Origin of the sequence: Vibrio sp. Y2-5 (assembly GCF_014596725.1) — a bacterium.
Classification (GTDB): domain Bacteria; phylum Pseudomonadota; class Gammaproteobacteria; order Enterobacterales; family Vibrionaceae; genus Vibrio.
The window spans coordinates 105257-127902 of the sequence record NZ_JACVEG010000009.1; the positions used below are offsets into that span (position 1 = coordinate 105257).

Sequence of the window (22646 nt, forward strand, 5' to 3'; positions counted from 1 at the left end):
AAAATATCTATAAAACTTTCATTATTGCATCCGCCACATAAGGGATGTCTTTTTCTGTTAAACCAGCAATGTTGATACGACTATCGGCAACCCCATAGATACCGAAGTCTTCGCGTAATCGTAACATTTGCTCTGCTGTTAAGCCTAGCATAGTAAACATACCTTTGTGACTTTCTATGAAATCAAATTGTGAAGTATTGTGTTGATTTCTCAACTGGTTACATAAACTTTTACGAAGACTTAACAGACGCTGTTGCATTTCAACCAACTCATTCTTCCAAACTATGGTTAATGCATCGCTTTGCAATACTGTTTTTACCAGCGCCGCGCCGTGGTCAGGCGGCATAGTGTATGTGGTACGCGCTAATGCCAGCAGCTTACCTTTAGCATTCGTTGCTTCAGTCGCATTTTTCCCCAGTACCATGGCTGCCCCAGTACGCTCGCGATATAAGCCAAAGTTTTTGGAGCATGATGTGGTGATCAGCATTTCTTCTACTCGCTCTGCCATATAGCGAATACCTTTCGCATCTTCTTGCAGGCCATCACCAAATCCTTGATAAGCGATATCTACAAATGGCGTAAAACCATTTTTCTGAGCCAGTTCCGTAATCGCCTGCCAAGCTGAAAAATCAATATCAGCACCCGTCGGGTTATGACAACAACCATGAACAACAACCACATCTTTTGGCCCAGCATGAGCCAAGTCCGCAAGCATACGATCAGCATTCACCATTTTGGTTTTTTGGCTAAAGTAGCTGTAAAACTTCACTTTAAGTCCTGCAGCTTCCATGATCGGTTTGTGATTGACATAACTTGGGTCTGTTAGCCACACCGTGGTTTCTGGCTGAGCAAAATACATCAAATCAGCAAGCATACGTAATGCGCCACTGGCACCCGGAGTCTGAATAACGGAGAGTCGTTCACGCACGGGGGTATCACCTAGCACTAAATCCGCCATGCATTGGTTGAACTCTTCGCATCCTGCAAGGCCAACGTACGACTTTGATTTCTGTGTTTTCGCTACAATATCTTGAGCTTGCAAAATGGCTTGCATGATTGGCGTTTCGCCTAAGCTATTTTTATAAACACCAATGCCTAAATCGACTTTTTCAGCACGAGGATCGTCACGGAAAGCCGCCGTCAGTGAAATGATTGGGTCAAGAGTTGGAGCAGTTAAATGAGAGAACATGAAAGTCACAGCCTTTTGAAATTCAAGTGATGAGTTTCAAAGTAACACTATCGCTGAAACGGCTCAAGATACTTGTTTATAGGCAAGTTATTAGCTCCTAAATCGGAGCTAATAATTAAGATTTGAGGTAGTGAATGACTTGATTACTGCTGCCTCGCCAATCTAGGCTTGGGTCGGCAAGATCTTTGATAAATTTGCCATCTATCAGCACATCAATGTATTCCAATACCTGTTGTTGCGCTTCGCTCAGTTCCGCAAGCAAATAACCCGTCCATAGCCAGATATCTTTATCGCTACATTCTTGCTTAACGCGTTTCACCAAATTGAGAATGGCAGAGACATTTTGCGGATGCAGAGGATCACCGCCGGACAACGACAAGCCACGTTTCGGTATACGGGAATCGTTCAAGTCCGCAATGATGCGATCTTCTAAATCTTGAGTATAAGGATGACCAGAGCGCAAAGACCATGTGCTCTGGTTATAGCAGCCTTTACAGTTGTGTTCACAGCCGGAGACAAACAGTGTACAGCGTGTCCCCGGTCCGTTGACCACATCAATAGGATGATATTGGTGGTAGTTCATTGCTCAATCGTATTTCATTTAAAGGTGCTTAACGCGACGTTTAACTTCTTCTTGTTTACCGAAGTTGAACGGACGAGCGTCAGGGCTACCCAAATAACCACATACACGACGAGTTACTGATACTTTAGACGAATCATGGTTACCACACTTCGGACATACAAAGCCCTTGCTGGTACATTCAAATTCGCCAGTAAAGCCGCAGTCATAGCACTCATCAATCGGCGTGTTTGTGCCGTAATAAGGAACACGAGAGTAGCTGTAATCCCAGACGTTTTCTAACGCTTCGATATTGCGTTGCATGTTCGGGAACTCACCGTAACAGATAAAGCCACCGCTCGAAATTTCTGGGTAAGGCATCTCGAAATCGATCTTATCGTATGGGTTTACTGTTTTTTGCACATCCAAGTGGAAACTGTTGGTGTAATAACCTTTGTCAGTTACACCCTCAATAACACCAAACTCTTTTGCGTCGATACGGCAGAAGCGGCTACATAAGTTTTCGCTTGGTGTACCGTACAGGCTAAATGCGTACCCTGTTTCTTCTTTCCATTGATCTACGGCGTTACGTAGACGTTGAATGATTTCAATCGCATGCTCACGCAGTTTCGCATCATCATAAACATGATCGTCAGCGCCGAACAATGCTGTGATAGTTTCATGTACACCGATGTAACCCAGTGAAATTGAAGCACGACCATTTTTGAAGATTTCAGTGATTGAATCGTCGGCTTTCAGACGAACACCACATGCGCCTTCCATATACAGAATTGGAGCAACACGAGCTTTCACCTTCTCCAGACGGCTGATTCGCGTTTCAAGTGCGCGACGAGCCAGTTTCAGCTTCTCATCCAACAACTCGTAAAACTTATTAATATCGCCATTTGCTTTCAATGCAATGCGCGGCAAGTTCAAACTCACTACACCCAGGTTGTTGCGACCTTCGTGAATCAGTTCACCATTCTCTTCATAGGTATTCAGGAAGCTGCGGCATCCCATTGGCGTTTTAAACGAACCCGTCACTTCAACCACTTTGTCGTAGTTCAAGATGTCTGGATACATACGTTTTGACGCACATTCCAGCGCAAGCTGTTTGATGTCGTAGTTTGGATCAGATTTCTTATGATTTAAACCGTCTTTAATCGCGAACACCAGTTTAGGGAAAACCGCTGTTTTGCGGTTTTTACCCAAGCCCGCGATACGGTTTTTCAAAATAGATTCCTGAATTAAACGCGATTCCCAGCAGGTACCTAAACCAAAACCAAACGTTACAAAAGGAGTTTGTCCGTTAGCTGTGTGAAGCGTGTTGACTTCGTATTCCAGAGACTGGAATGCGTCATAACACTCTTTCTCAGTACGAGATTTAGCAAACTCTTCCGGGCTGTGAATGTCCCACTCTTTGGCGATTTCTAAGTGTTTTTCGTAGCTTGCTGTTACGTAAGGCGCAAGAATTTCATCAATACGGTTGATCGTTGTACCACCGTAGATATGACTTGCAACCTGAGCAATGATTTGTGCGGTTACCGCTGTCGCGGTCGAAATTGATTTTGGCGTATCAATTTCCGCGTTACCCATTTTAAAGCCGTGTGTCAGCATGCCCTGCAAATCGATAAGCATACAGTTAAACATTGGGAAAAACGGTGCGTAATCGAGATCATGATAGTGAATGTCACCTTCTTCATGAGCCTGAACGATATCACGAGGCAGGATACGAGTTTTCGCATAGTGCTTAGCTACGATACCTGCTAACAGGTCGCGCTGTGTTGGGATCACTTTGCCGTCTTTGTTGGCATTTTCGTTTAGCAGATCGGCATTGCTTTCTTGAATTAAGCCTTCAATTTCTCTGGTCAACGCGCTTTGCTTTTCACGAGAAATATCGCGGTCATGGCGATATTCAATGTATGAACGAGCTAATGCTTTGTACGGACCTTGCATTAGCTCGTTCTCTACCATCGTCTGAATTTCGGCGATGTGAACTTCTTCGTAATCTTTCAATTTCAGTTCAACAGCAAGTGCTACATTAAGAGCATAAATTGCCAGCTCTTTATCCACATGATCTGCGGCACTTTCAACTGCAGATTGAATACGATCCCTGTTAAACGGGGCTTTAGAGCCATCACGTTTGATCACGATAGGTTTCAAAATTTCTCCTTACCCCAGCATACTCACAGACTTATCCACAAACACACTATATAGGGCTTTTTATTATCCAACTGACACTATATGTTGTGGCGTATTTAACCTCCGACATCAAGTTGGAGTATTGATATAGATCAATGGATTTAGACCACCGGACAGAATTGATTCAAACTTACAGCACAAGATCTCAAACTCGTAAGAAAAGCTGTAAACCGCAAAAATTGTGATATCAGATGTTGATTTTTTTGGAAGCCTGATAGATTAAGCGCTGCAGAAATCACGATAAAAGACATGACAAAAGGAAAGGAAAAATGCGCCTATTTCACGCTCTATTTGCAAGTGTAATTTTCATCATAGTGGCACCCACTGCGCATGCTGAAAAATTAACCTTGAGTACTTGGAATATGGAGTGGCTCACCATCAATCCAAACCATAATGTCTATGAAGGAAAGCGAAGCAATGACGATTTTTCTGCCTTGAAAGGATATTTTGAGCGACTCAATGCGGATGTGATTGCTTTTCAGGAAGTCGATAGCATCGACGCATTCAAGCGAGTAAGCTCGTCAGATTATTCCGTCGTTCTGTCAGACAGAGACCTGCCTCAATACCATAATCACCAGTTTTCTGATATCAACCAGTACACGGGCTTTGCCATTCGTAATAACGTACCTTTTTCTGATCCCAAAGACATCGACTTGTATGGCAGAGCTAATCACAAACTAAGATTTGCTTCTTATGTCATTCTTTATCCTGATAGTGCCACACCTGTCCACGTACTTTCACTACATCTCAAAGCGGGTTGCGTAGGGAAATTCTATTCTCACAAAGAGACCTGTCAGACTCTGTTAGCACAAGGGAAAAGTCTCAACCGTTGGATTAAAGAGCGCGAAAAGCAAGGGCAAGAATATGTGATTATGGGAGATTTCAATCATAACCTGAGCTTTAAAGGCGACTGGTTGTGGCAAGAGTTTAATCAGGGTTTGAAACAAAAACCAGAACTGGCAACCCGCAATACTCAGGCTTTATGCAAAGTTCGCAAACGCAATAATGCTTCACAGCTGCATCAATTTCGTTCCGTGATTGACCATATGATTGTCAGCCCTAAGCTTCAAACAACTCAGCCCAAACAAATGGTTTATAAAGACCAAGATGCACTCAACTATCACTTAAGTGATCACTGCCCTATTGTTTCTCAGTTCAATTGGTAGCTGCAGATACTGTTCAACTAAAAGTGACAAACACAAAAATGCCTCACACTGTATTGGCTTACATTGTGAGGCATTAAGACAAGTTTACTGACTACAAATCCCTATACCTAAACAGGACTTTTTTCGAAGCGTTTTCTCATCACTACGTAGTATAGGACAGGGATGACCAACAAGGTCAAAATTGTCGATACGAATATCCCGAAAATCAAACTAATAGCCAAGCCGTTGAAGATCGGGTCATCGAGGATGAATACCGCGCCTATCATCGCAGCCAGTGCCGTCAGCATAATGGGTTTAGCACGTACCGCTGCGGACTGAATCACCGCTTCAGAGAACACAATACCTTCTTCCACTTGTTGGTTGATAAAGTCCACCAGCAAAATCGAGTTACGCACGATAATACCGGCCAAAGCAATCATGCCGATCATTGAAGTCGCCGTGAACTGTGCGCCTAATAAGGCGTGCCCCGGCATCACACCAATAATGGTGAGCGGGATTGGCGCCATGATGATCAACGGCACTAAATATGACTTAAACTGCGCTACAACCAACAGGTAAATCAGAATCATACCGACAGCGTAAGCGATACCCATATCGCGGAAGGTTTCATAAGTGATAGTCCACTCACCGTCCCACAGTATAGAAATGCCGTTTAAACCATCTGGCTGATTGATGTAGTACTGGTCAACTGCCATTGCTTTGTCCAGTTCACTGCCCACATTAAACATACCGTACAGTGGGCTATCTACACTTCCTGCCATATCACCGACGACCATGACCATAGGCACAAGGTTCTTATGCACAATGTAATCTTCCATTGGCGTTTGACGAACCGACACCAAATCAGACAGTGGATAAGCGCTACCCGTCATGCTGCCCACTTTCATATTCAGCACTTGTTCTAAACGCACCTTTGCCGTTTCACTTGCTTGAATCTGAATTGGAATTGGGTACTTACTGTGCTCACTGTGAAGATAAGTCACCGGTTTTCCACCAATCGAAGTGGCTAGAGCATCAACAATCGAAGCATAAGGCACCTGGTAGTGAGACGCTTTGCTTCTGTCGATCACTACTTGCCATTTCTGGTGCAGCTCTGGCAGGTACATGTCCACATCGACAATATCCTGAGTAGTGCGGAACACTTCTCTTACTTGTCTTGCGGCGGCATTACGAATTTCCGGCGTTGGACCATAAACTTCCGCCAATATCGGAGACCAGACAGGGGGACCCGGTGGTACTTCAACCACTTTAACCTTACCGCCAAATTTATCTGCGACCGCTTTTAATACAGGGCGAATAGAGCTGGCAATTTCATGGCTGTCTCTATCACGCTCTTTACGTCCTGCTAGGTTGACCTGAATGTCACCCTGATTCGACTGATTACGCATAAAGTAGTGACGAACCAGACCGTTAAAGTTAATCGGCGCAGCTGTACCTGCATAGATTTGGTAGCTTTCCATCTCTGGTACTTTGTTTAGCTCTGTGCCCATTTCGAACAACACGCGCTGTGTTCTCTCCAAAGACGTACCTTCTGGCATATCCAGCACAACTTGAAACTCTGATTTGTTGTCAAACGGTAGCATCTTCAACACAACCGCTTGGAACACAGGCAACAGCATAGAGCCAGCGATCAAAGCCAGAATCACCAACAGCAACATGAAACGATTACGACCTTGATTCTTTGCAGTGACAAACGGAGCCATGATTCGGTGGAATACCGAACTGGTTGCTCCACCTTCTTGGTGACCATGAACTGTAGGCTTTAAGAAATGCCCTGCAAGCCAAGGCGAAACAATAAATGCCACCGCTAAGGAAATGAGCATGCCCATAGACGCATTGATTGGAATCGGGCTCATATAAGGCCCCATCAATCCTGAGACAAATGCCATAGGTAATAGTGCCGCGATGACTGTTAATGTCGCGAGAATGGTTGGTCCACCGACTTCATCAACCGCAGGCGGAATCAGCTCACTTAGCTTTTGCTTACCCATTGCCATATGTCGGTGAATGTTTTCCACCACCACGATCGCATCATCGACCAGAATACCGATAGAGAATATCAGTGCGAACAATGAAACTCGGTTGAGCGTAAAGCCCCATGCCCATGAAGCAAATAGCGTAATCATCAAAGTGACGACAACCGCTAAGCCTACTACAGCCGCTTCACGCCAACCCATAGTTAGTACAACTAAGATAACAACCGCAGTGGTCGCAAACGCAAGTTTACCAATCAGGGTATTACTTTTATCTGCCGCTGTTTTGCCGTAGTCACGGGTAATATCGACATCAATGCCTTGAGGAATAAGCTGGTTTTCCAATTCAACCAAACGCGATTCAATAGCATTCGCTACATTTACCGCATTTTCGCCCCCTTTCTTGGCAACGGCTAACGTCACCGCGGGATAAATGCCTTGCTTGTCACTGGTCCAAACATTTTGCGTTGGTGTGTTGACACCAAACTTCACGGTCGCGATATCTTCCAGATACACAGGGGTATTGTTGTGTAAACCGACAACCAGTTGTTTGACTTCTTCTACACGAGTAAGGAATTGCCCCACTTGAACCGGAAATTGTTGGTTATCATGAGTAAGGGACAACATGGTGGAACTTGAATTCGCTGAAGGCAGATGCTGATTCAGTTGATCAAGCGTGATACCAAAACTGTTCATCTTCACCGGATCAAGACGCACATCGACGATAGTGTTGTGACCACCTACAGTGTAAATATCGCGAGTACCATCAATTCGCTTCAGTTCGGTTTCCAAACCGTGAGCGACTTGCGTTAACTGTTGCTGATCTAACTCACCACTCTTATCAGCCAAAGTGATAGTCACAATAGGCACGTCTTCAATGCCCTTCGGCTTGATGATAGGTTCACCTACCCCAACACCTTGAGGCATCCAATCCTTGTTGGAATAAAGTTTATTGTAGATGCGAACCACGGCGTCATTGCGCGTTACACCAACATCGAAAATGGCAACAATCATCGCGCCGTCAGGCTGAGAGAAAGAATAGATTTTATCAATGCCCTGAATTTCAGAGATCACTTGCTCCGCAGGCGTAGTCACTAAACTTTCAACCTCAGCAGGAGAAGCGCCGGGGAACGGAATATAAACGTCTGCAAAAGTCACATCTATTTGAGGTTCTTCTTCTTTCGGCGTCACAATCACCGCGAAAAGCCCCATCAAAAGCCCGACTAAAGCGAGCAAAGGTGTCATAGCAGAATTTTGGAAGGCCGCGGCAATGCGACCCGAAATGCCGAGTCGTTTGTCCATAATTACTTACCTTCTGCGTTAAGAGCGGTAGTCGAAATGACGTCGCCTTCTTCAAGGCCAGACAACACTTCGGTGTAATCGCCGTAAGTTTGCCCTAACCGTACGGGGTTAAGCACTCGGCTGTCGCCCTGAATTCGGTAGACTGAACTCAGTTCTGCTCTGCGAACAACGGAACTGTTCGGAATCAGAATCGTGTCTCTGTTGCCGTAATGGAACTCGGTTTTTACCCACATTCCCGGCACAAAAGTTGAGATTTGTTCAGGTAAGTTAAGACGAATTTTAAAGGTGTGGGATTGAGGATCCGCATAGCTGAACAAGCTATATTGAGTAGGCAATATGCGTTCACCTTGAGGTGAGACAACTTCGAATTGAGCAACATCTGCAACTGCGGGTTGATAACGCTGAGGAATCTCAGTCTCTACTCGAAGCTTATCAATCGAAAAACCACTCACGAGTGGGGTTCCAGGCGCAACAGTTTCACCTAATTCAACGTGTCTTTGGGTAACTACACCGTCATAAGGCGCGGTAACACTGGTATAACCTAGGGATTCTTTGGCCTGAGCAACCGCTGCTTGAGCCGATTTCACCGCCGCTGATGCACTGCGAGCTTTTGCTTCAGCAGAATCCATCACATCTTGTGAAATTGCCCCTTTGGGGAAAAGTTGACGGTAGCGTTTAACTTGCGCTTGAGCTTCTCTGTCTTGCGCAATCGCACTGGCTAATTGAGCCCGAGCAGCGTCGAATGAAGCCGATTGCTGAACGGCACTGATTTCCAATAGCACAGTGCCTTTTTTTACATAGTCATTCACATCCACATTCAGGCCAACAATTCGACCTGAGGTTTGTGAAGCAACAGTACCTTGATTAATGGGTTGAACCACGCCATCAAGTTGCACAACTTGCGAGAGTGACTCACTCTTTACGATGTAACGTTCACTTACTTGTTCTGCATTCACATAGCCAGAACTGGCAAGTGCCACAGAAATACTCAAAGTTAACCATCTCATAAGTCACTCTCCTTAGTGCCTAAATACTGCTCACGACTATCTCGTTGTATAAGCTACTCACTTATTTGTATAAGTCGTGCCTATACTCGATTTCTATACCACTAATAGCATAGTGTGGCTAAGCTGTTTGTGATTGAACTTGTTTATTATTCTTAATACAGATCAATAAGTTTGTTGCGCCAAGGCCGACCATCATACTAGCGAAGAAAACCCAAGCACCTGAGTTGCCTAAAGCGAGGCTTGAAACCACAGGACCAGGACAAATACCTGCAATTCCCCATCCCAAGCCGAAGATTGCCGCACCGCTAAGTAAACGGCTATCTACTGTTTTATTTGTAGCTAAACAGAATTTTTCAGCGTTAACTGGTTTCTGCTTTGGCTTAATCAGTAAGAAATAAGCAGGCATAAACACCATTAGTGCTCCACCCATGACGAACATTAAACTCGGGTCCCAATTTCCAGCCACATCAAGGAAACCCAACACTTTTGCCGGATCTGCCATGCCAGAAATGATCATACCAATACCAAACAACACACCCGCCAACAAAGACGTTAATCGAAACAACATATTATTCATTTGAAAACACCTATTAGTTTTAAACCAACCCAGTTTTTAAACTGGCCTAGCTTTTAAGCTTATGTTTTAACTATAAAAGCTAAAATTAAAGAACATGGAAACGGACAAACACCGTTGCTGCTGCTACTGCCATAAATACGCAAGTAGCGACAATCGAACGCTTAGATAAACGCCCAATGCCACAAATACCATGTCCGCTGGTACACCCATTACCTAAACGGGTACCAACGCCAACTAATAGGCCCGCAATTGCGAGCATCGCACTACTTGTTTCGAACTGAACCGGAGCTTCACCACCCAGCATTAACGCTGCCAGAACACCACCTGAAATCATTCCCAGAGCAAACAATAGTCGCCATGCGAAGTCCTTCGTTTTTGGTGTCATCAAGCCCGTTAAAATACCGCTGATACCTGCTACTTTTCCGTTCATTAGCAACATCAATGTCGCTGAAATACCTAATAAAATGCCTCCGGCTAAAGAATCCCATGGAATGGAAAACGCCATAACTACCTCTATACATTAAAGTTTTAAATTAAAAATTATTATCCACAAAATGTCATTTGTAGACTTTGAATCAGTTGAGTTACACGGTTGTCTGCGAGCGAATAAAACACTTGTTGTGACTCTTTACGAGCCTTGATTAAACCATGTTTACGTAGCACGGTTAAGTGTTGGGAAAAAGCAGACTGACTCAATGATGAGCCTTGTTGTAATACACCCACGCCAACTTCACCTTTAGTCAGTTGACATAAAACCATTAGACGCTCAGGATGCGCCATTATTCTTAGAATTTCAGACACTTCCGCTGCATTTTGCTTCATTGTTTTAATGTTGACAGCTTCCATTGTCTTACCCTCATTTAAATCGATGAATTAGATTTTACTAATAAATTAATATTAGTCAACGCTTATTTAGCTTCTTTAAAATTAGCTGAATTAACATTAGACATTTCTAATTAAAGGTTCTATAGTGAGCTCATTAATCCAGCGGAGGGTAATATTATGACTATTGAAAACGGTGTAAGAGTATTAGCGGGCAGTATGATACTGATCTCAGTAATTTTAACTGCATTCGTTCACCCTAACTTTGTTTGGTTGACGGTATTTGTTGGTGCCAACCTGATTCAAAGTGCCTTCACAGGGATATGTCCAGCAGTTTATTTTCTGAAAAAATTAGGCTTACGTTAGTTGCTCGTCACAAGGCTGACAAATTGCTTTGTTAGCCTTTCGAGCCAGAACAAAAACTTGGAGTAAATTATGACTAAGATCGTGATCATTGGTGGTGTTGCAGGTGGCGCTTCTGCCGCGGCTCGTGCTCGTCGCTTAAGCGAAGATGCACAAATTATAATGTTTGAACGTGGGCCGTTCGTTTCTTTCGCCAACTGCGGATTGCCATATCACATCGGTGGAGACATCAAAGAACGCGGTAATCTTCTGCTTCAAACCCCGGAGAGTTTCCTAGCGCGTTTCAACGTAGATGTGCGAGTAATGAATGAAGTGCTCCGCATCAACCGCGACGAGAAAACCATTACGGTTCGTAATCTGTTAGACCAAAGCGAATACACTGAAAGCTACGATTTCCTACTTCTAAGCCCAGGTGCAGGCCCAGTTGTTCCACCGATCCCAGGTTTAGATAACCCATTGACGCATTCACTGCGCAATATTCCAGATATGGATAAAATTATACAAACCATTAATACCAACCAAGTTGATCACGCAACAGTTGTGGGTGGTGGTTTTATCGGTTTGGAAATGATGGAAGCGTTCCACCAACTTGGTATTAAAACGACTTTGCTAGAAATGGCAGACCAAGTGATGACGCCAGTAGACCGTGAAATGGCTGGTTTTGCTCACGCAGAAATTCGTGCAAAAGGCATCGATTTACGCCTATCTACTGCACTGAAATCGGTAGAATTTAAGCCAACAACATCATTAGCAAGCATGGATTCTGGTCAAGCAGAGCACCAACATATCAATGGTGAACTTGAGTTGACGCTAAGCGATGGCGATACACTCACCACTGATATTCTGATCATGGCGATTGGTGTACGTCCTGAAACCAAATTAGCTTCAGAAGCGGGTCTGCAAATTGGTGAGCTTGGTGGTATTTATACTAACGAATACATGCAAACCAGCGATCCATCTATTTACGCGGTCGGTGATGCAATCGAAGAGAAAGACTTCGTCACTGGTCAACAAACCATGGTTCCTCTAGCAGGACCTGCAAACCGTCAAGGCCGTATGGCAGCAGATAACATGCTTGGTCGCAGCGAAACTTACCAAGGTACTCAAGGTACTGCGATTTGTAAGATCTTTGACCTAGCGGTGGCTTCAACCGGTAAAAACGAGAAGCAACTAAAACGTGACGGCGTTGAGTACGAAAAAGTGTACGTACACACTGCAAGCCATGCGAGCTACTACCCTGGTGCTGAAGTGGTTTCGTTCAAAATGTTGTTCGATCCAAAATCAGGTAAAATCTTCGGTGCGCAAGCAGTGGGTAAAGATGGTATCGACAAACGTATCGACGTGATGGCTGTTGCTCAACGTGCTGGTATGACAGTAGAACAGCTACAACACTTAGAGTTGACTTACGCGCCACCATACGGCAGTGCGAAAGACGTGATTAACCAAGCGGCATTCGTAGCGAACAACCTAATCAAAGGCGATTCAACCGCAATTCACTTTGATGAGATTGATAACCTAACCGAAGACCAACTGTTATTAGACGTTCGTAACCCAGGTGAACTACAAAACGGTTACCTACCAGGTGCTGTTAACATTCCTGTTGACCAACTTCGTCAACGTATGGATGAGCTACCAAAAGACAAAGAGATTGTGATCTACTGTCAGGTAGGTCTGCGCGGAAACGTGGCATACCGTCAGCTAGTGAATAACGGCTATAAAGCACGTAACCTACTTGGTGGTTACCGTACTTACCTGTTTGCTAAAGCGTAATAGAACATTAGCTTCTATAAACTAGATATAGGCCAGCACTTCGGTGCTGGCCTTTTTGTATAAAAAGCAAGAGTCAGCGTCGAACACAGGCTCGTTTATGGACAATTCAGTGTTACATGCACTGCTAAATTAGCATTTAACGGAATAATTGACCTATCGCTAATAGAATGCGAAAACGCTCTATAAGTGTTTGCTGTAAACGATGGTTTAACGGCTATGCTACAGACGAAGTAAATGAATTTGTTGTTTTTACAGCCAAATAGTTAACTTCGCCTATTGACAGTAAGAAGGCTCACATGTGTTATGCATTTAAGCTCAGTTCTATTTGACCTGAAGCGATTTCATTTACAGCTCTTCTAATACCCAAGAACTGACCTTTTATTTCGACAGGATTATTAGGCCATTGAAATATAATCATACCTTTTTGGAAAATTGCTGGATTCGTATTTTCATAGTTAAGGTAGAAATAATCATCTCGAAAGAAGCCTCCTTTAAACTTCAATTCAGTATCAGAATACTTTCCTGAACCTAATATATTCCTGCCACTAACGTTAAGATCCATTGTTATTTTTACATCTTCAACACTACCATCAGGCTGAGGCATTAGAAATGAGCCAGTCCATGTTCTGGTTAGGGCGCGCTTCCTAGAGTTAGAAATTGGTAGTAGAGATTTAGCTTTCATTATCACATCATAAAATATACGCCCAGCGGCACCTGTAACCGCCCCTAACGCAACACCCAAAAACACATCAACCGTTAATATATCCATAATAATTCAATTTCCTTTTGATAATTAATAAACGCATAACGCTGCGTTAAGGGCTGAACAACGCCACCACCTAACCTAAATCTTTGTACCGTAAACACTAAAACTCAATCAAACCGAAAATGCCAAGCGTTGAGAATCCCTCTTAAACGCCTTGTTATACGAAACTTGCTACATGTTTAAATATTTCTCTAATTTACTACTTAGAGATTTGACTGCTTCAACTGACCAGTTAACTACCTCTAGAGACTCTTGTGCCGCTTTGCCGAATATTTCAGGGTTGGACTCGATCTCTTCACGATGCCCTTTGAACGCTTTTACCTTAAATGACTTTTCGTGCAGTTCATTGAGCAATTCGTAAATTGATGCGTCTTCTGAAAACAAGAACTTGGCAGCTTCCTTTTTCTCGATGAAGTCCTTGTGAGTTTCAGAGGTAACACCATCGCCTATTAATTCTTGGTAAAACTTTAACGTAGTCGTATATACCTCGAATCTCTTATTGTAGAGATCAAGTTTGAGTTTCTGACGGTTAGTTACCAACTGTTGATAAGCAATGTAAGCTAAAAACAGCGCCATTAAGACTGCAAATATGTAGTCCTTAAAAATTCCTAAGATATCCAATTGTTAACTCTTAACTAAGTAAATGATGATTTCGTATAACAGTGTCTTTTCAGCACACATTGTCTTTATAATAATTCATAAAATACAGACGCCATAGCAGCAACATACTGTTCTATAAGTCTTATTCTTCCCTGCACTCACAAATTGCAGAACATGTCTGTCTAGTCGAGAGTGCTCAACTAGACTCATAATCTGCCATTAAGAAAAGTAGGTCAAGAACTGGCTTAAGAAAGTGGTCAGGAATTATTTACGAAATGATAATGGGGCAGAAGCAAGTCAGCGAGCCACCCTTTAATTTAAGAATGTTCCACTCACCTCATTTTCTAATTGGGTTAAATACATCCGCATGAACGCTGTTCGTCTTTTCGCTTCTTCTCGAGCAGATAGAGTCTTCATCGAATCTTCTAGCTTGAGTAGCTTCTTATAGAAATGATCAATGGTGAATCGTTCATCATCTGGCATTCGATTTGAGCAAAAAGAGTCTTCACTAGAATATAAGGGGCGATTTAATTTAGAGCTCACTTGCAAGCACCGTGATACACCAATCGCACCGAGTGCATCCAATCTATCAGCGTCTTGAACTATTTTAGCTTCAAGAGTTCTTGCTTCAATTTTCGCACTGTAGCTGTGAGCTTCAATAGCATGAGCAATATCATCAATGTACATCGAAGGATACGAAATACTTTTCAGAAAGCTTACAGCTTTTTCCGCCGCTATCACTGAACTTTGGCTCCGTTCAGGATGATTTTTCTCAAATGAAAAGCAATCATGTAAATACGCCGCAGGAATAACGACTTCCTCAATAGCTCGTTCTTTATAGCATAAGGATTTCGCTGTCTTTACTACACGCAATACATGATCAATATCATGAGCGAGATCTTGGTTCATTTCTAAACGAATAAAACTGAATAATCTTTCTTCCATTTGCTTATTCAACATTAATCATTTCGTCCTTGGATATGTTCAAAATTTGGCTTAGGGTATATAACGTTTTAACACAACATCCGTGTTTACCGGAACACAAAGCCAATAGCCACGAAAAGATTTTGAAATCAGCAGCTGATTTATTCTGCCGATACGGTTTCGATACCGTTAGTTTATCGGATGTGATGAAAGCAGCGAACATGAATAGATGAACATATTCTAAGAACAGCTTTCACTCTTTGCCTTTTTCATTAGTTCAAGTAAGGCAAGTTCGAACCGAGATTTAACATAGTTCATTTACTCTAAAGCGTTTCGGGGTATTTCTGTGTTGGACTGCAAATGCTATCCGTAATAATTCCATTCTGATGAAAACATACCTATACGACCTCTATACTGATAGTCAGCCCCACGTAAGCAAACGTTTGCTCAAGTGATACATGTAGCGTATTATCTCCATAATTAATAAGGAGATTTTTTATGTTTCGTATTTTTGCCCTTTTGCTAACACTCTTTTCTTTTAGCTGCTTTGCATCTGTAGAGCGTATTGCAATTGTTGGTGCAATGGATGTAGAAATTGAAGGTATTCTGCCCAAACTAACAAATGTTAAGCACGAAACCATTGGAAACCATATTTTTTATATTGGTGAACTGAATAAGAAACCAGTAATAGTTACAAAATCTGGTGTAGGAAAAGTAAATGCAGCTCTAACTACAACATTACTTGCGACTAAATTTAATATCACTTCAATTATATTTACTGGAATAGCAGGTGCTTGCTCTCCAGGTTTAGAACCTATGGATGTAGTCATTTCAACGGCATTGATTCAACATGATGTAGACTTAACTGCTTTCGGTAACCCTATAGGCTTACTCGATGGTTATAAAAATCGAGAATTTTTACCTTCTGAGTCACTTGTTAATCAAGCATTGGAAGCCGCTCATTCTGTTTTAGGTGAAGATAAAGTAACGACAGGAACGATTGTTTCTGGTGACCAATTTATAGCAGATAAGAAAAAAGTAGCATTTTTGTATCAAGAATTCCAAGCTAAAGCTGTTGAGATGGAAGGGGCTGCTCTGGCACAAGTCGCTGATAAGTTTAATATCCCTTACGTTGTTATTCGTACTATTTCAGATAAAGCTGATGGCTCTGCATCACTTACTTATGATGAGATGAAAAATACAACTGCTCATAACTCAGTATCAATTCTATTGGAAATGTTCAAATAAGCTTTAGATTAACGGGTTGAAACCGATGCCATCATAACAATTTGATGGCATCATCCAGAGTTAGCAGTACGCCACTCCCCTTCGATTGAGAACTTTTCATAATCTTTAATTAGATAGTTACGCCCATCGATCCTTTGTTACCCACAATTAGTAAAAATGCTGAAAATGCAATGACACATTCTGTCTCTGATTAATTACGTTAAACCACAACTGGACAGAACCTTCTTATAGTTTTTTGCTTAAACTAGCAAAGCGCGAATAACTTCAAGTATGGAAAGTATGAGTATTGTAATTGCATGCCAGATCAGGGCAAATAGCATAAACCATGTGATTAGCGAGGCCCAAAAAAACTTATTTAAACCCAATTGTTCATTCTTACTGACTCTTCTTACTGTGTTAGGGGGCTGAAGACCAATGGAACGAAAACGTACGCTAAGAACGATCTGGCAATTTTGCACGGTGAGTGTAGTGAGCTGGCATGGAAGTTTTCAAAATGTGAAACTCTAATTACTGAAACATTTATTTCCACATCAAGAGCCAGAATAAAATGCTCTCACTCCTTTGAGCCCAAGCACTAGAATTCCCAAAAATTAAAAAATTTGAATGTATTAACCACCACATTCACCCCTTCAACTTTCAGCGCCAGACAAAGTTGAAGCAGTTATCCTAACTCACCCTTTGACCAGCTTTTTTATCAAACCACAGCAAATACTCTTCAGGAAGGTCGATAAGAAAACACCCATAAGATTTGCCAAAAGGCATTTTCATTCTGGCAAGTTTAAGTAAGTTCTCGTTTTCTAACATGGGTGATTATGTTCAATTGTGAGTTTGTGCATTACCCACTTTTGGGGAGCACAATGAATAGATATGAAATTGTAGTAACTTAATACTGTTGTTGTTCCACCATCAGGACATCAGGAACTCCTTTTACGACTTCGTAACTGCTTATTCAGAGAGTCTTCCATTAAATTTTTATAGTCTTTATCCCATATGGGATATGACAAATCTTTTTTTTATCGAGAAGATAATTTAATTGGAATAGGAGTGCTAAAGGGAATTAAACCAGCTCCTTTTAAATTAGATAAAAAAGGGATTTATATGAATACTACTCTGACAAAGCAAGCAGACAAGACTAATAACCATATTTCACACAGTAGTGGCACAAACATCGTAAACCGATGTTTTTCCAATATTGGTCCTGAATCTGAAGTTTCTGTTGCGTTACAGAACCTCCGTTGGTCGATGTTGGATAAAAATGTTAACAGCTTAACGCTTCGTAGTATGGAGACACTATTCACAACTCGTCTGGTTGCTCGCAGCGGCGTTGTCTCTGAATTGCCAAAGTCACAAAGTCCCATGGTTGTTTCATACCAATTTAAGGGGGAGACCTATACAACGGAAGACTTTCTGGACAGAACATATACAAATGCTCTGCTCGTGATGAAAAATGGTGTGATTGTTTATGAGAACTACCTTAACAATATGACGCCTGATACCTGTCATATGGGCTGGTCAATGACAAAATCGATTGTCTCTACATTAATTGGTATGGCCTATGAAGAAGGTCGTATTCACTCTTTGGATGATCCAATTGTGAATTATATTCCCGAGTTGAAAAATGGTGCGTATAACGATGTAAGTATTCGCCATATTTTATCTATGACTTCTGGTGTTGCATATGAAGAGCGCTATGATTTTGATAATCCCGGTCTTGCTGCGACGAATCACATTAAAGCAATAATCAAAAATGTTAGCCGTTTTGCTGATGCAGCTGTAGATATTAAGAAAAAATATGAGCCCGGTAAAGTATCTGAATATAAAACCATCGATACTGCGGTACTTGGGTGGTTATTAGAGAAAGTCTTAGATGGTTCAAACGTATCCTCATATATGGCTCAAAAATTATGGGAGCCTCTGGGTGCAGAACAAAATGGCTTTTTTATCATGGATGGAACCCCTGAAGTTGGTCGAGAGTTTACTGGCGCTGGCTTTAATGCCATTCTTCGAGATTGGGCTAGGTTTGGACAAATGATACTAAATAAAGGGGAATTTAACGGCCATAAGTTCATAAGCAGCGACTATCTGGAAAAGGCAACTCAATCTTTTTTACCAGAGCATCCTGAAACCGGTGGATATGGTTATCAGTGGTGGACATTTAGCGGAACCAACAGTTTTGCTGCTGTGGGTATACTGGGACAATTCGTTTTCATCGATCCCGATACTAATACAGTTATTGTGAAACTTAGCTATTGTCCCACTGAAGAAATGGATGATATAGAAAAGGAAACGGAATTATTTCTTAAGGCTGTTTCTAAATGGACAGTCGATGAAGGTTCACTCTGATAGAGTCTGTAGGTACGAATAGGTGCCCCCTTTATTGTTATGTAAGGCAAACTTAGTTCCATTTTATCAATCAGATTGGTAATAGATTTGAGGGGATAGAGGACACAAGCTGGTTAGTTAATTCTGGTTGTCTGTTAATCCCCATTTTTTGAAATATGCTTTTCAGCTGTGTTCGTACAGTACCTACAGTGATGCCTTTATGATGAGCGTAGTCATTAAGAGATTGTCCTTTTGCTATAGCAATTGCCAAATGAGCCTCAGCCTGAGTTAAACCAAAGAGGGTTTGTATCTCAGCATATGATAACTCATGGCACGTCGGAGGGCTGAAAAATACAATGACACAATCTTCGTTTGCCCCAAATTGTCGAATTAAATGGTTATTTAATGTCATTCGCATCACACCTATTTGAATCGGTTTAATACCATACGAATTTAATATCCCTAGCTGACGACTTGCTGACGGTTTCATAGATAATGCATCATTGACACACCGATAGAATACCTGCTGATCAGTTCTGTTTTTAAACTCTAATTTGTCATTATTAAGTGAAATCAGATTCCTTGCTGATAGTTCGAGTTGTAACGTCGAATTCGCCCAGATTAAGCGTTGTTTGGTGCTAAGTATCAATACTCCCATACTCAATTGATTAGCAATGCCACGCAGTTGTTCATTTTTGTATGTCAGATGACAAATATTTTCGAAAAGTTTAATAGATTGAGTAAGATGTGGAGCGAGCATATAAAGAAAGTTTTCGGTATCCTTTGACAACAAATGATCGCTAAATCCTCTGGTGTGAATGATCAATGCTGAGGAGAGATCTTGCGCAAGTTTTACTTCCAGCGTAATGGCATAGCCTAAACCAGCGTGTTTTAGACGCTCTTTAAATTTCAGAAAATGTGGGGAGTCCGCTGAAAAAACCTCTTCATCACGATATACCTGTATGTCTGAGCGAGTATTGATGTCTAGCCGTGGATTATCTGAATTATTCACCCATTTGTCATGGATTGAAGCTCTTTGCTCCGAGAATGTATCTCTCCAACTCCACTTTAGTTCAGTTCTACCGTCTTCAGTATTTTTAAATACTTGTAGAGCAACGCTTTCCGCTTCAAGACGGGTACGAATTTCGTCCAATGATTTTACCCAACCCTGATATGATTCTGTAGAGCGATATAATCTGGAAAATAATTCATTGTCACGTTTGGCTTGCAAAATTTTAATCTCCGTAAAATTAAAAATAAATGGAGTTATGAAATGAAACTATTTTTCAATAGATTCTAATAGGTTTTAATAAAGTTTTGAAAAAATCAAGAGTTAATTATTTTTTATTTTAACATGCAGCTTTATTGCACTAATTTTGGTTGTCAATTTGGTGCGTTTGTTTTTATTTGGTGCATAATGGAATCTGTGACAATTAAAATAAAGTTTTTTGGTATTTTTGTTTGACTCTTGAGTCGCTCCATAGTTTAGAAATAAAACTGAAAATTAATATTGGAGTAGATTATGGATAATAACTCATCATTTAAAAGAGTCCTCTCTTTACGAGATTTGATTCTTTTTGGTCTTTCTTTTATGGCCCCGGCCACTGTCTTTGCCACATATGGAATTGCGGCGATCACGAGTGGAGGGATGGTGGCTGCAGGCTATGTTATTACTAGTATTCTAGTGTTTTTCTCAGCGTACTCGTATGCTCGAATGGCAAAGCAGTTCCCATCTTCTGGTTCAGCATTTATTTACGTTAAAGAAGTTCTGGGAAGTAAAGCTGGTTTTATCGTTGGTTGGTCAATTTTGCTTGATTATTTATTAAGTCCAATGATTAGCTCCTTAATATTTGGCCTCTTTATGAATGCATACTTTCCAGAGGTTTCGAATACTGTGTTTATTATTGGTTTTCTTCTGGTTGTTGCAACTATTAATATTCTGGGTGTAAAGATGGCTGCCAACTATGGAACAGTAATTGTTGCACTTCAAATCGCTTTTATTATTACGTTTGTTGCTTTTGCTACGGATACTATAAGCGCAGAGCAAGGTACACAAGCTCTCTTTTCAGCACTACCGTTCTATGACGAATCTGTATCTATCCCAAACTTAGTTCTTGGCGCGGTACCTATTTTGTTTTTCTCTTTCTTGGGGTTCGATGCGATTACAACGTTAGCAGAGGAAACCCGATCCCCTGAGCAGGCAATACCGAAAGCGATTTATAGCATTGTTAGTTTTGGTACTATGGTGTTCGCTGTATGCGCTTACTTTATGCAATTACTGATTCCCGACTCTACCGTTTTCCAAAACCCAGACACAGCCTCTATGGAAGTCATGGCACGAGCAGGTTCCTCTTTTCTAGTTTCTGCGTTTATGATTTTAACGGTTCTTGGTACAACAGCATCTGCAACGGCATCTTGTAGTAGTGCTGCCCGAATTCTCTACTCAATGGGCAAAGATGGTGTATTACCCCAAAAGGGATTCGGTTATCTGTCTAAGCGTTTTAGAACCCCAGTATTTAATATCGTTTTAATTTGCTTATTAGGTTTGTCTTCCATCTTTATGACGCTGACATTTGCGACTCATTTGATCAGTTTTGGCGTGGTGTTCAGCTTTCTATTTGTTAACTTTTCTGTCTTCGTATTTTTCTTTATTCAGAAAAAACAAGGAGGCTGGTTTAAAAATGTTGTTTTGCCTATTGCCGGCTGCCTGATTAATGCTTTCCTTTTGTTTGCTCTAGGTATGGATGCAACTTTATTAGGAATAGCCTGGTTAACAATAGGAGGAACTTATCTCCTTGTATCTCCGAAGAATAAATCTTTTGACATGGTCGATAATATTTAATTGTAGTAAGGAACGAGAATGTCTAATCACAATAAGATCTTTGTTGAAAGTGAATTTGCACCTTTGAAGCGAGTTATTTTGGCTCGTTCAGAATTTGGTTTCCCATCTCAGGCTTTATCTGCAGAAGAACTGGATTTTTTACCTGAAGATGCCCGTAACTTGTTTAAAAACGTAAAGGGTGGAGACCATAGTGAATTATTTCCAGAGCGTCACGAAAAATGGTTGGCTGAAAGAGAGAATTTTAAATCGCTTCTTATACGATACGGTGTTGAAGTTTTAGAACCGAGGGCACTAACCGCCACAGAGAAAAAAAGCACTGGTGATAAAGGCTATAGCAATTTTTTTGTTCGTGATCCCATCTTTACTGTCGGAGACTTTGTAATCGAAGGCTCTATGCGCTTTATGCATCGCCGTCAGGAAGTTTTGCCTGTTCGCCCGATTGTAAACCAACATGTTATGGCTGCGGATTGCCAGTATTTAGCTGTGCCACAACCGGAACTATTTGACAAGGACGACACGACTTTTGGCAACGGTCCTTATTTAGAAGGCGGTGATGTTATCGTTTTAGGCAAGCATGTTTTAGTAGGATCATCCGGCCTAGCTTCTAATAAAAACGGGATGCGTTGGCTGAAAAAGCTTCTTTCTCCTTACGGCTATACAGTTGAATATGTCCCACTGAAACCGGATATTCTTCACCTTGATTGCGCTCTTAGTCTTGCAAGACCTGGATTGATGATTGTGTGTGAATCGGCATTTTTAAATGGTCTTCCTGACATTTTGAAGGGATGGGATCGTATTTCTTTAGCACAATCTGAATGTGCGTATTTAGCTGCGAATGGCTTACCTATTAATGAAGATGTTTATGTGATCGATCCGGTATTTGAGACTATTGGCAATAGGCTATCTACTTATGGTGTGCATGTAGAAACTGTCGATTTTTCAATTACTCGCTGCTTTGGTGGTTCATTTCGATGTAGTACCCAACCTTTGCTACGCAGTAACAGTTACGAATAA

At 41.6% G+C, this 22646-nt stretch carries 19 protein-coding genes and 1 pseudogene; 7 read left to right on the forward strand and 13 right to left on the reverse strand.

Features of this window, described 5'->3' with window-relative positions; genetic code table 11:
- Nucleotides 1-7: 7 nt before the first annotated feature.
- The 3 genes from HUO09_RS18370 to nrdD form a co-directional block, all read right to left on the reverse strand.
- On the reverse strand, nucleotides 8-1189 hold the full coding sequence (locus HUO09_RS18370; RefSeq protein WP_167411462.1) for an amino acid aminotransferase: 1182 nt from the start codon (nucleotides 1187-1189) through the stop codon (nucleotides 8-10).
- Between the two features lie 115 nt (nucleotides 1190-1304).
- Nucleotides 1305-1772, reverse strand: coding sequence for an anaerobic ribonucleoside-triphosphate reductase-activating protein (gene nrdG / locus HUO09_RS18375; protein ID WP_188234942.1), 468 nt, complete (start codon nucleotides 1770-1772; stop codon nucleotides 1305-1307).
- Between the two features lie 18 nt (nucleotides 1773-1790).
- Nucleotides 1791-3911, reverse strand: a complete 2121-nt coding sequence (gene nrdD / locus HUO09_RS18380; protein ID WP_167411464.1) for an anaerobic ribonucleoside-triphosphate reductase — start codon at nucleotides 3909-3911, stop codon at nucleotides 1791-1793.
- A 308-nt stretch (nucleotides 3912-4219) separates the two neighbouring features.
- Here nrdD and HUO09_RS18385 point away from each other — a divergent pair, with 308 nt between their 5' ends.
- On the forward strand, nucleotides 4220-5116 hold the full coding sequence (locus HUO09_RS18385) for an endonuclease/exonuclease/phosphatase family protein (RefSeq protein ID WP_188234943.1): 897 nt from the start codon (nucleotides 4220-4222) through the stop codon (nucleotides 5114-5116).
- A 107-nt stretch (nucleotides 5117-5223) separates the two neighbouring features.
- Here HUO09_RS18385 and HUO09_RS18390 read toward each other — a convergent pair whose 3' ends face one another.
- The 5 genes from HUO09_RS18390 to HUO09_RS18410 form a co-directional block, all read right to left on the reverse strand.
- Nucleotides 5224-8391: an efflux RND transporter permease subunit gene (locus HUO09_RS18390; protein WP_188234944.1), complete on the reverse strand. Its 3168-nt coding sequence runs from the start codon at nucleotides 8389-8391 to the stop codon at nucleotides 5224-5226.
- 2 nt (nucleotides 8392-8393) lie between these two features.
- Nucleotides 8394-9398 carry an efflux RND transporter periplasmic adaptor subunit gene (locus tag HUO09_RS18395; RefSeq protein ID WP_167411466.1) on the reverse strand — a complete coding sequence of 335 codons (1005 nt, stop codon included), beginning with the start codon at nucleotides 9396-9398 and terminating at the stop codon, nucleotides 8394-8396.
- Nucleotides 9399-9516: 118 nt separating this feature from the next.
- Nucleotides 9517-9975, reverse strand: a complete 459-nt coding sequence (locus tag HUO09_RS18400) for a YeeE/YedE family protein (RefSeq protein WP_167411467.1) — start codon at nucleotides 9973-9975, stop codon at nucleotides 9517-9519.
- 85 nt (nucleotides 9976-10060) lie between these two features.
- The gene (locus HUO09_RS18405) at nucleotides 10061-10480 is read right to left on the reverse strand and encodes a YeeE/YedE family protein (RefSeq protein WP_167411468.1); all 420 of its coding nucleotides are present in this window, start codon (nucleotides 10478-10480) and stop codon (nucleotides 10061-10063) included.
- A 38-nt stretch (nucleotides 10481-10518) separates the two neighbouring features.
- Complete coding sequence (locus HUO09_RS18410) at nucleotides 10519-10821, reverse strand: helix-turn-helix transcriptional regulator (protein WP_167411469.1); 303 nt, start codon at nucleotides 10819-10821, stop codon at nucleotides 10519-10521.
- Nucleotides 10822-10977: 156 nt separating this feature from the next.
- Here HUO09_RS18410 and HUO09_RS18415 point away from each other — a divergent pair, with 156 nt between their 5' ends.
- Nucleotides 10978-11163, forward strand: coding sequence for a DUF2892 domain-containing protein (locus HUO09_RS18415; protein ID WP_102942180.1), 186 nt, complete (start codon nucleotides 10978-10980; stop codon nucleotides 11161-11163).
- Between the two features lie 69 nt (nucleotides 11164-11232).
- Nucleotides 11233-12930, forward strand: a complete 1698-nt coding sequence (locus HUO09_RS18420) for an FAD-dependent oxidoreductase (protein ID WP_167411470.1) — start codon at nucleotides 11233-11235, stop codon at nucleotides 12928-12930.
- A 301-nt stretch (nucleotides 12931-13231) separates the two neighbouring features.
- Here the strand turns inward: HUO09_RS18420 and HUO09_RS18425 are convergent, their stop codons facing one another.
- The 3 genes from HUO09_RS18425 to HUO09_RS18435 all read right to left on the reverse strand — a co-directional run bounded on the left by HUO09_RS18425 (nucleotide 13232) and on the right by HUO09_RS18435 (nucleotide 15256).
- Nucleotides 13232-13699, reverse strand: a complete 468-nt coding sequence (locus HUO09_RS18425) for a hypothetical protein (RefSeq protein ID WP_188234945.1) — start codon at nucleotides 13697-13699, stop codon at nucleotides 13232-13234.
- Nucleotides 13700-13867: 168 nt separating this feature from the next.
- Nucleotides 13868-14317: a hypothetical protein gene (locus tag HUO09_RS18430; protein ID WP_188234946.1), complete on the reverse strand. Its 450-nt coding sequence runs from the start codon at nucleotides 14315-14317 to the stop codon at nucleotides 13868-13870.
- A 291-nt stretch (nucleotides 14318-14608) separates the two neighbouring features.
- Nucleotides 14609-15256 (reverse strand): HD domain-containing protein, encoded by a 648-nt coding sequence (locus HUO09_RS18435; RefSeq protein WP_188234947.1) that lies wholly within the window; start codon nucleotides 15254-15256, stop codon nucleotides 14609-14611.
- A gap of 462 nt (nucleotides 15257-15718) precedes the next feature.
- On the opposite strand from HUO09_RS18435, the gene HUO09_RS18445 reads away from it, so the two are divergent.
- On the forward strand, nucleotides 15719-16468 hold the full coding sequence (locus HUO09_RS18445; RefSeq protein ID WP_188234948.1) for a 5'-methylthioadenosine/adenosylhomocysteine nucleosidase: 750 nt from the start codon (nucleotides 15719-15721) through the stop codon (nucleotides 16466-16468).
- A gap of 574 nt (nucleotides 16469-17042) precedes the next feature.
- On the opposite strand, the pseudogene HUO09_RS22620 reads toward HUO09_RS18445, so the two are convergent.
- A pseudogene (locus HUO09_RS22620) lies at nucleotides 17043-17272 on the reverse strand (DUF3820 family protein).
- A gap of 186 nt (nucleotides 17273-17458) precedes the next feature.
- On the opposite strand from HUO09_RS22620, the gene HUO09_RS18455 reads away from it, so the two are divergent.
- Nucleotides 17459-18811, forward strand: a complete 1353-nt coding sequence (locus HUO09_RS18455) for a serine hydrolase (protein ID WP_188234949.1) — start codon at nucleotides 17459-17461, stop codon at nucleotides 18809-18811.
- A gap of 70 nt (nucleotides 18812-18881) precedes the next feature.
- Here HUO09_RS18455 and HUO09_RS18460 read toward each other — a convergent pair whose 3' ends face one another.
- A complete protein-coding gene (locus HUO09_RS18460; RefSeq protein ID WP_188234950.1) occupies nucleotides 18882-20021 on the reverse strand; it encodes a hypothetical protein in 1140 nt (379 codons plus the stop codon).
- 291 nt (nucleotides 20022-20312) lie between these two features.
- Between HUO09_RS18460 and HUO09_RS18465 the strand changes: the two genes are divergently transcribed.
- Nucleotides 20313-21632 (forward strand): APC family permease, encoded by a 1320-nt coding sequence (locus HUO09_RS18465; RefSeq protein WP_188234951.1) that lies wholly within the window; start codon nucleotides 20313-20315, stop codon nucleotides 21630-21632.
- An 18-nt stretch (nucleotides 21633-21650) separates the two neighbouring features.
- Nucleotides 21651-22646 (forward strand): dimethylarginine dimethylaminohydrolase family protein, encoded by a 996-nt coding sequence (locus HUO09_RS18470; RefSeq protein ID WP_188234952.1) that lies wholly within the window; start codon nucleotides 21651-21653, stop codon nucleotides 22644-22646.

What these genes read in the sequence shown, in the direction of transcription:
- HUO09_RS18370 (WP_167411462.1), bottom strand. Translation starts at nt 1,189, where the DNA reads ATGTTCTCTCATTTAACTGCTCCAACTCTTGACCCAATCATTTCACTG.
- nrdG (WP_188234942.1), bottom strand. Translation starts at nt 1,772, where the DNA reads ATGAACTACCACCAATATCATCCTATTGATGTGGTCAACGGACCGGGG.
- HUO09_RS18385 (WP_188234943.1), top strand. Translation starts at nt 4,220, where the DNA reads ATGCGCCTATTTCACGCTCTATTTGCAAGTGTAATTTTCATCATAGTG.
- HUO09_RS18390 (WP_188234944.1), bottom strand. Translation starts at nt 8,391, where the DNA reads ATGGACAAACGACTCGGCATTTCGGGTCGCATTGCCGCGGCCTTCCAA.
- HUO09_RS18395 (WP_167411466.1), bottom strand. Translation starts at nt 9,398, where the DNA reads ATGAGATGGTTAACTTTGAGTATTTCTGTGGCACTTGCCAGTTCTGGC.
- HUO09_RS18400 (WP_167411467.1), bottom strand. Translation starts at nt 9,975, where the DNA reads ATGAATAATATGTTGTTTCGATTAACGTCTTTGTTGGCGGGTGTGTTG.
- HUO09_RS18405 (WP_167411468.1), bottom strand. Translation starts at nt 10,480, where the DNA reads ATGGCGTTTTCCATTCCATGGGATTCTTTAGCCGGAGGCATTTTATTA.
- HUO09_RS18410 (WP_167411469.1), bottom strand. Translation starts at nt 10,821, where the DNA reads ATGGAAGCTGTCAACATTAAAACAATGAAGCAAAATGCAGCGGAAGTG.
- HUO09_RS18415 (WP_102942180.1), top strand. Translation starts at nt 10,978, where the DNA reads ATGACTATTGAAAACGGTGTAAGAGTATTAGCGGGCAGTATGATACTG.
- HUO09_RS18420 (WP_167411470.1), top strand. Translation starts at nt 11,233, where the DNA reads ATGACTAAGATCGTGATCATTGGTGGTGTTGCAGGTGGCGCTTCTGCC.
- HUO09_RS18425 (WP_188234945.1), bottom strand. Translation starts at nt 13,699, where the DNA reads ATGGATATATTAACGGTTGATGTGTTTTTGGGTGTTGCGTTAGGGGCG.
- HUO09_RS18435 (WP_188234947.1), bottom strand. Translation starts at nt 15,256, where the DNA reads ATGTTGAATAAGCAAATGGAAGAAAGATTATTCAGTTTTATTCGTTTA.
- HUO09_RS18445 (WP_188234948.1), top strand. Translation starts at nt 15,719, where the DNA reads ATGTTTCGTATTTTTGCCCTTTTGCTAACACTCTTTTCTTTTAGCTGC.
- HUO09_RS18455 (WP_188234949.1), top strand. Translation starts at nt 17,459, where the DNA reads ATGGGATATGACAAATCTTTTTTTTATCGAGAAGATAATTTAATTGGA.
- HUO09_RS18465 (WP_188234951.1), top strand. Translation starts at nt 20,313, where the DNA reads ATGGATAATAACTCATCATTTAAAAGAGTCCTCTCTTTACGAGATTTG.
- HUO09_RS18470 (WP_188234952.1), top strand. Translation starts at nt 21,651, where the DNA reads ATGTCTAATCACAATAAGATCTTTGTTGAAAGTGAATTTGCACCTTTG.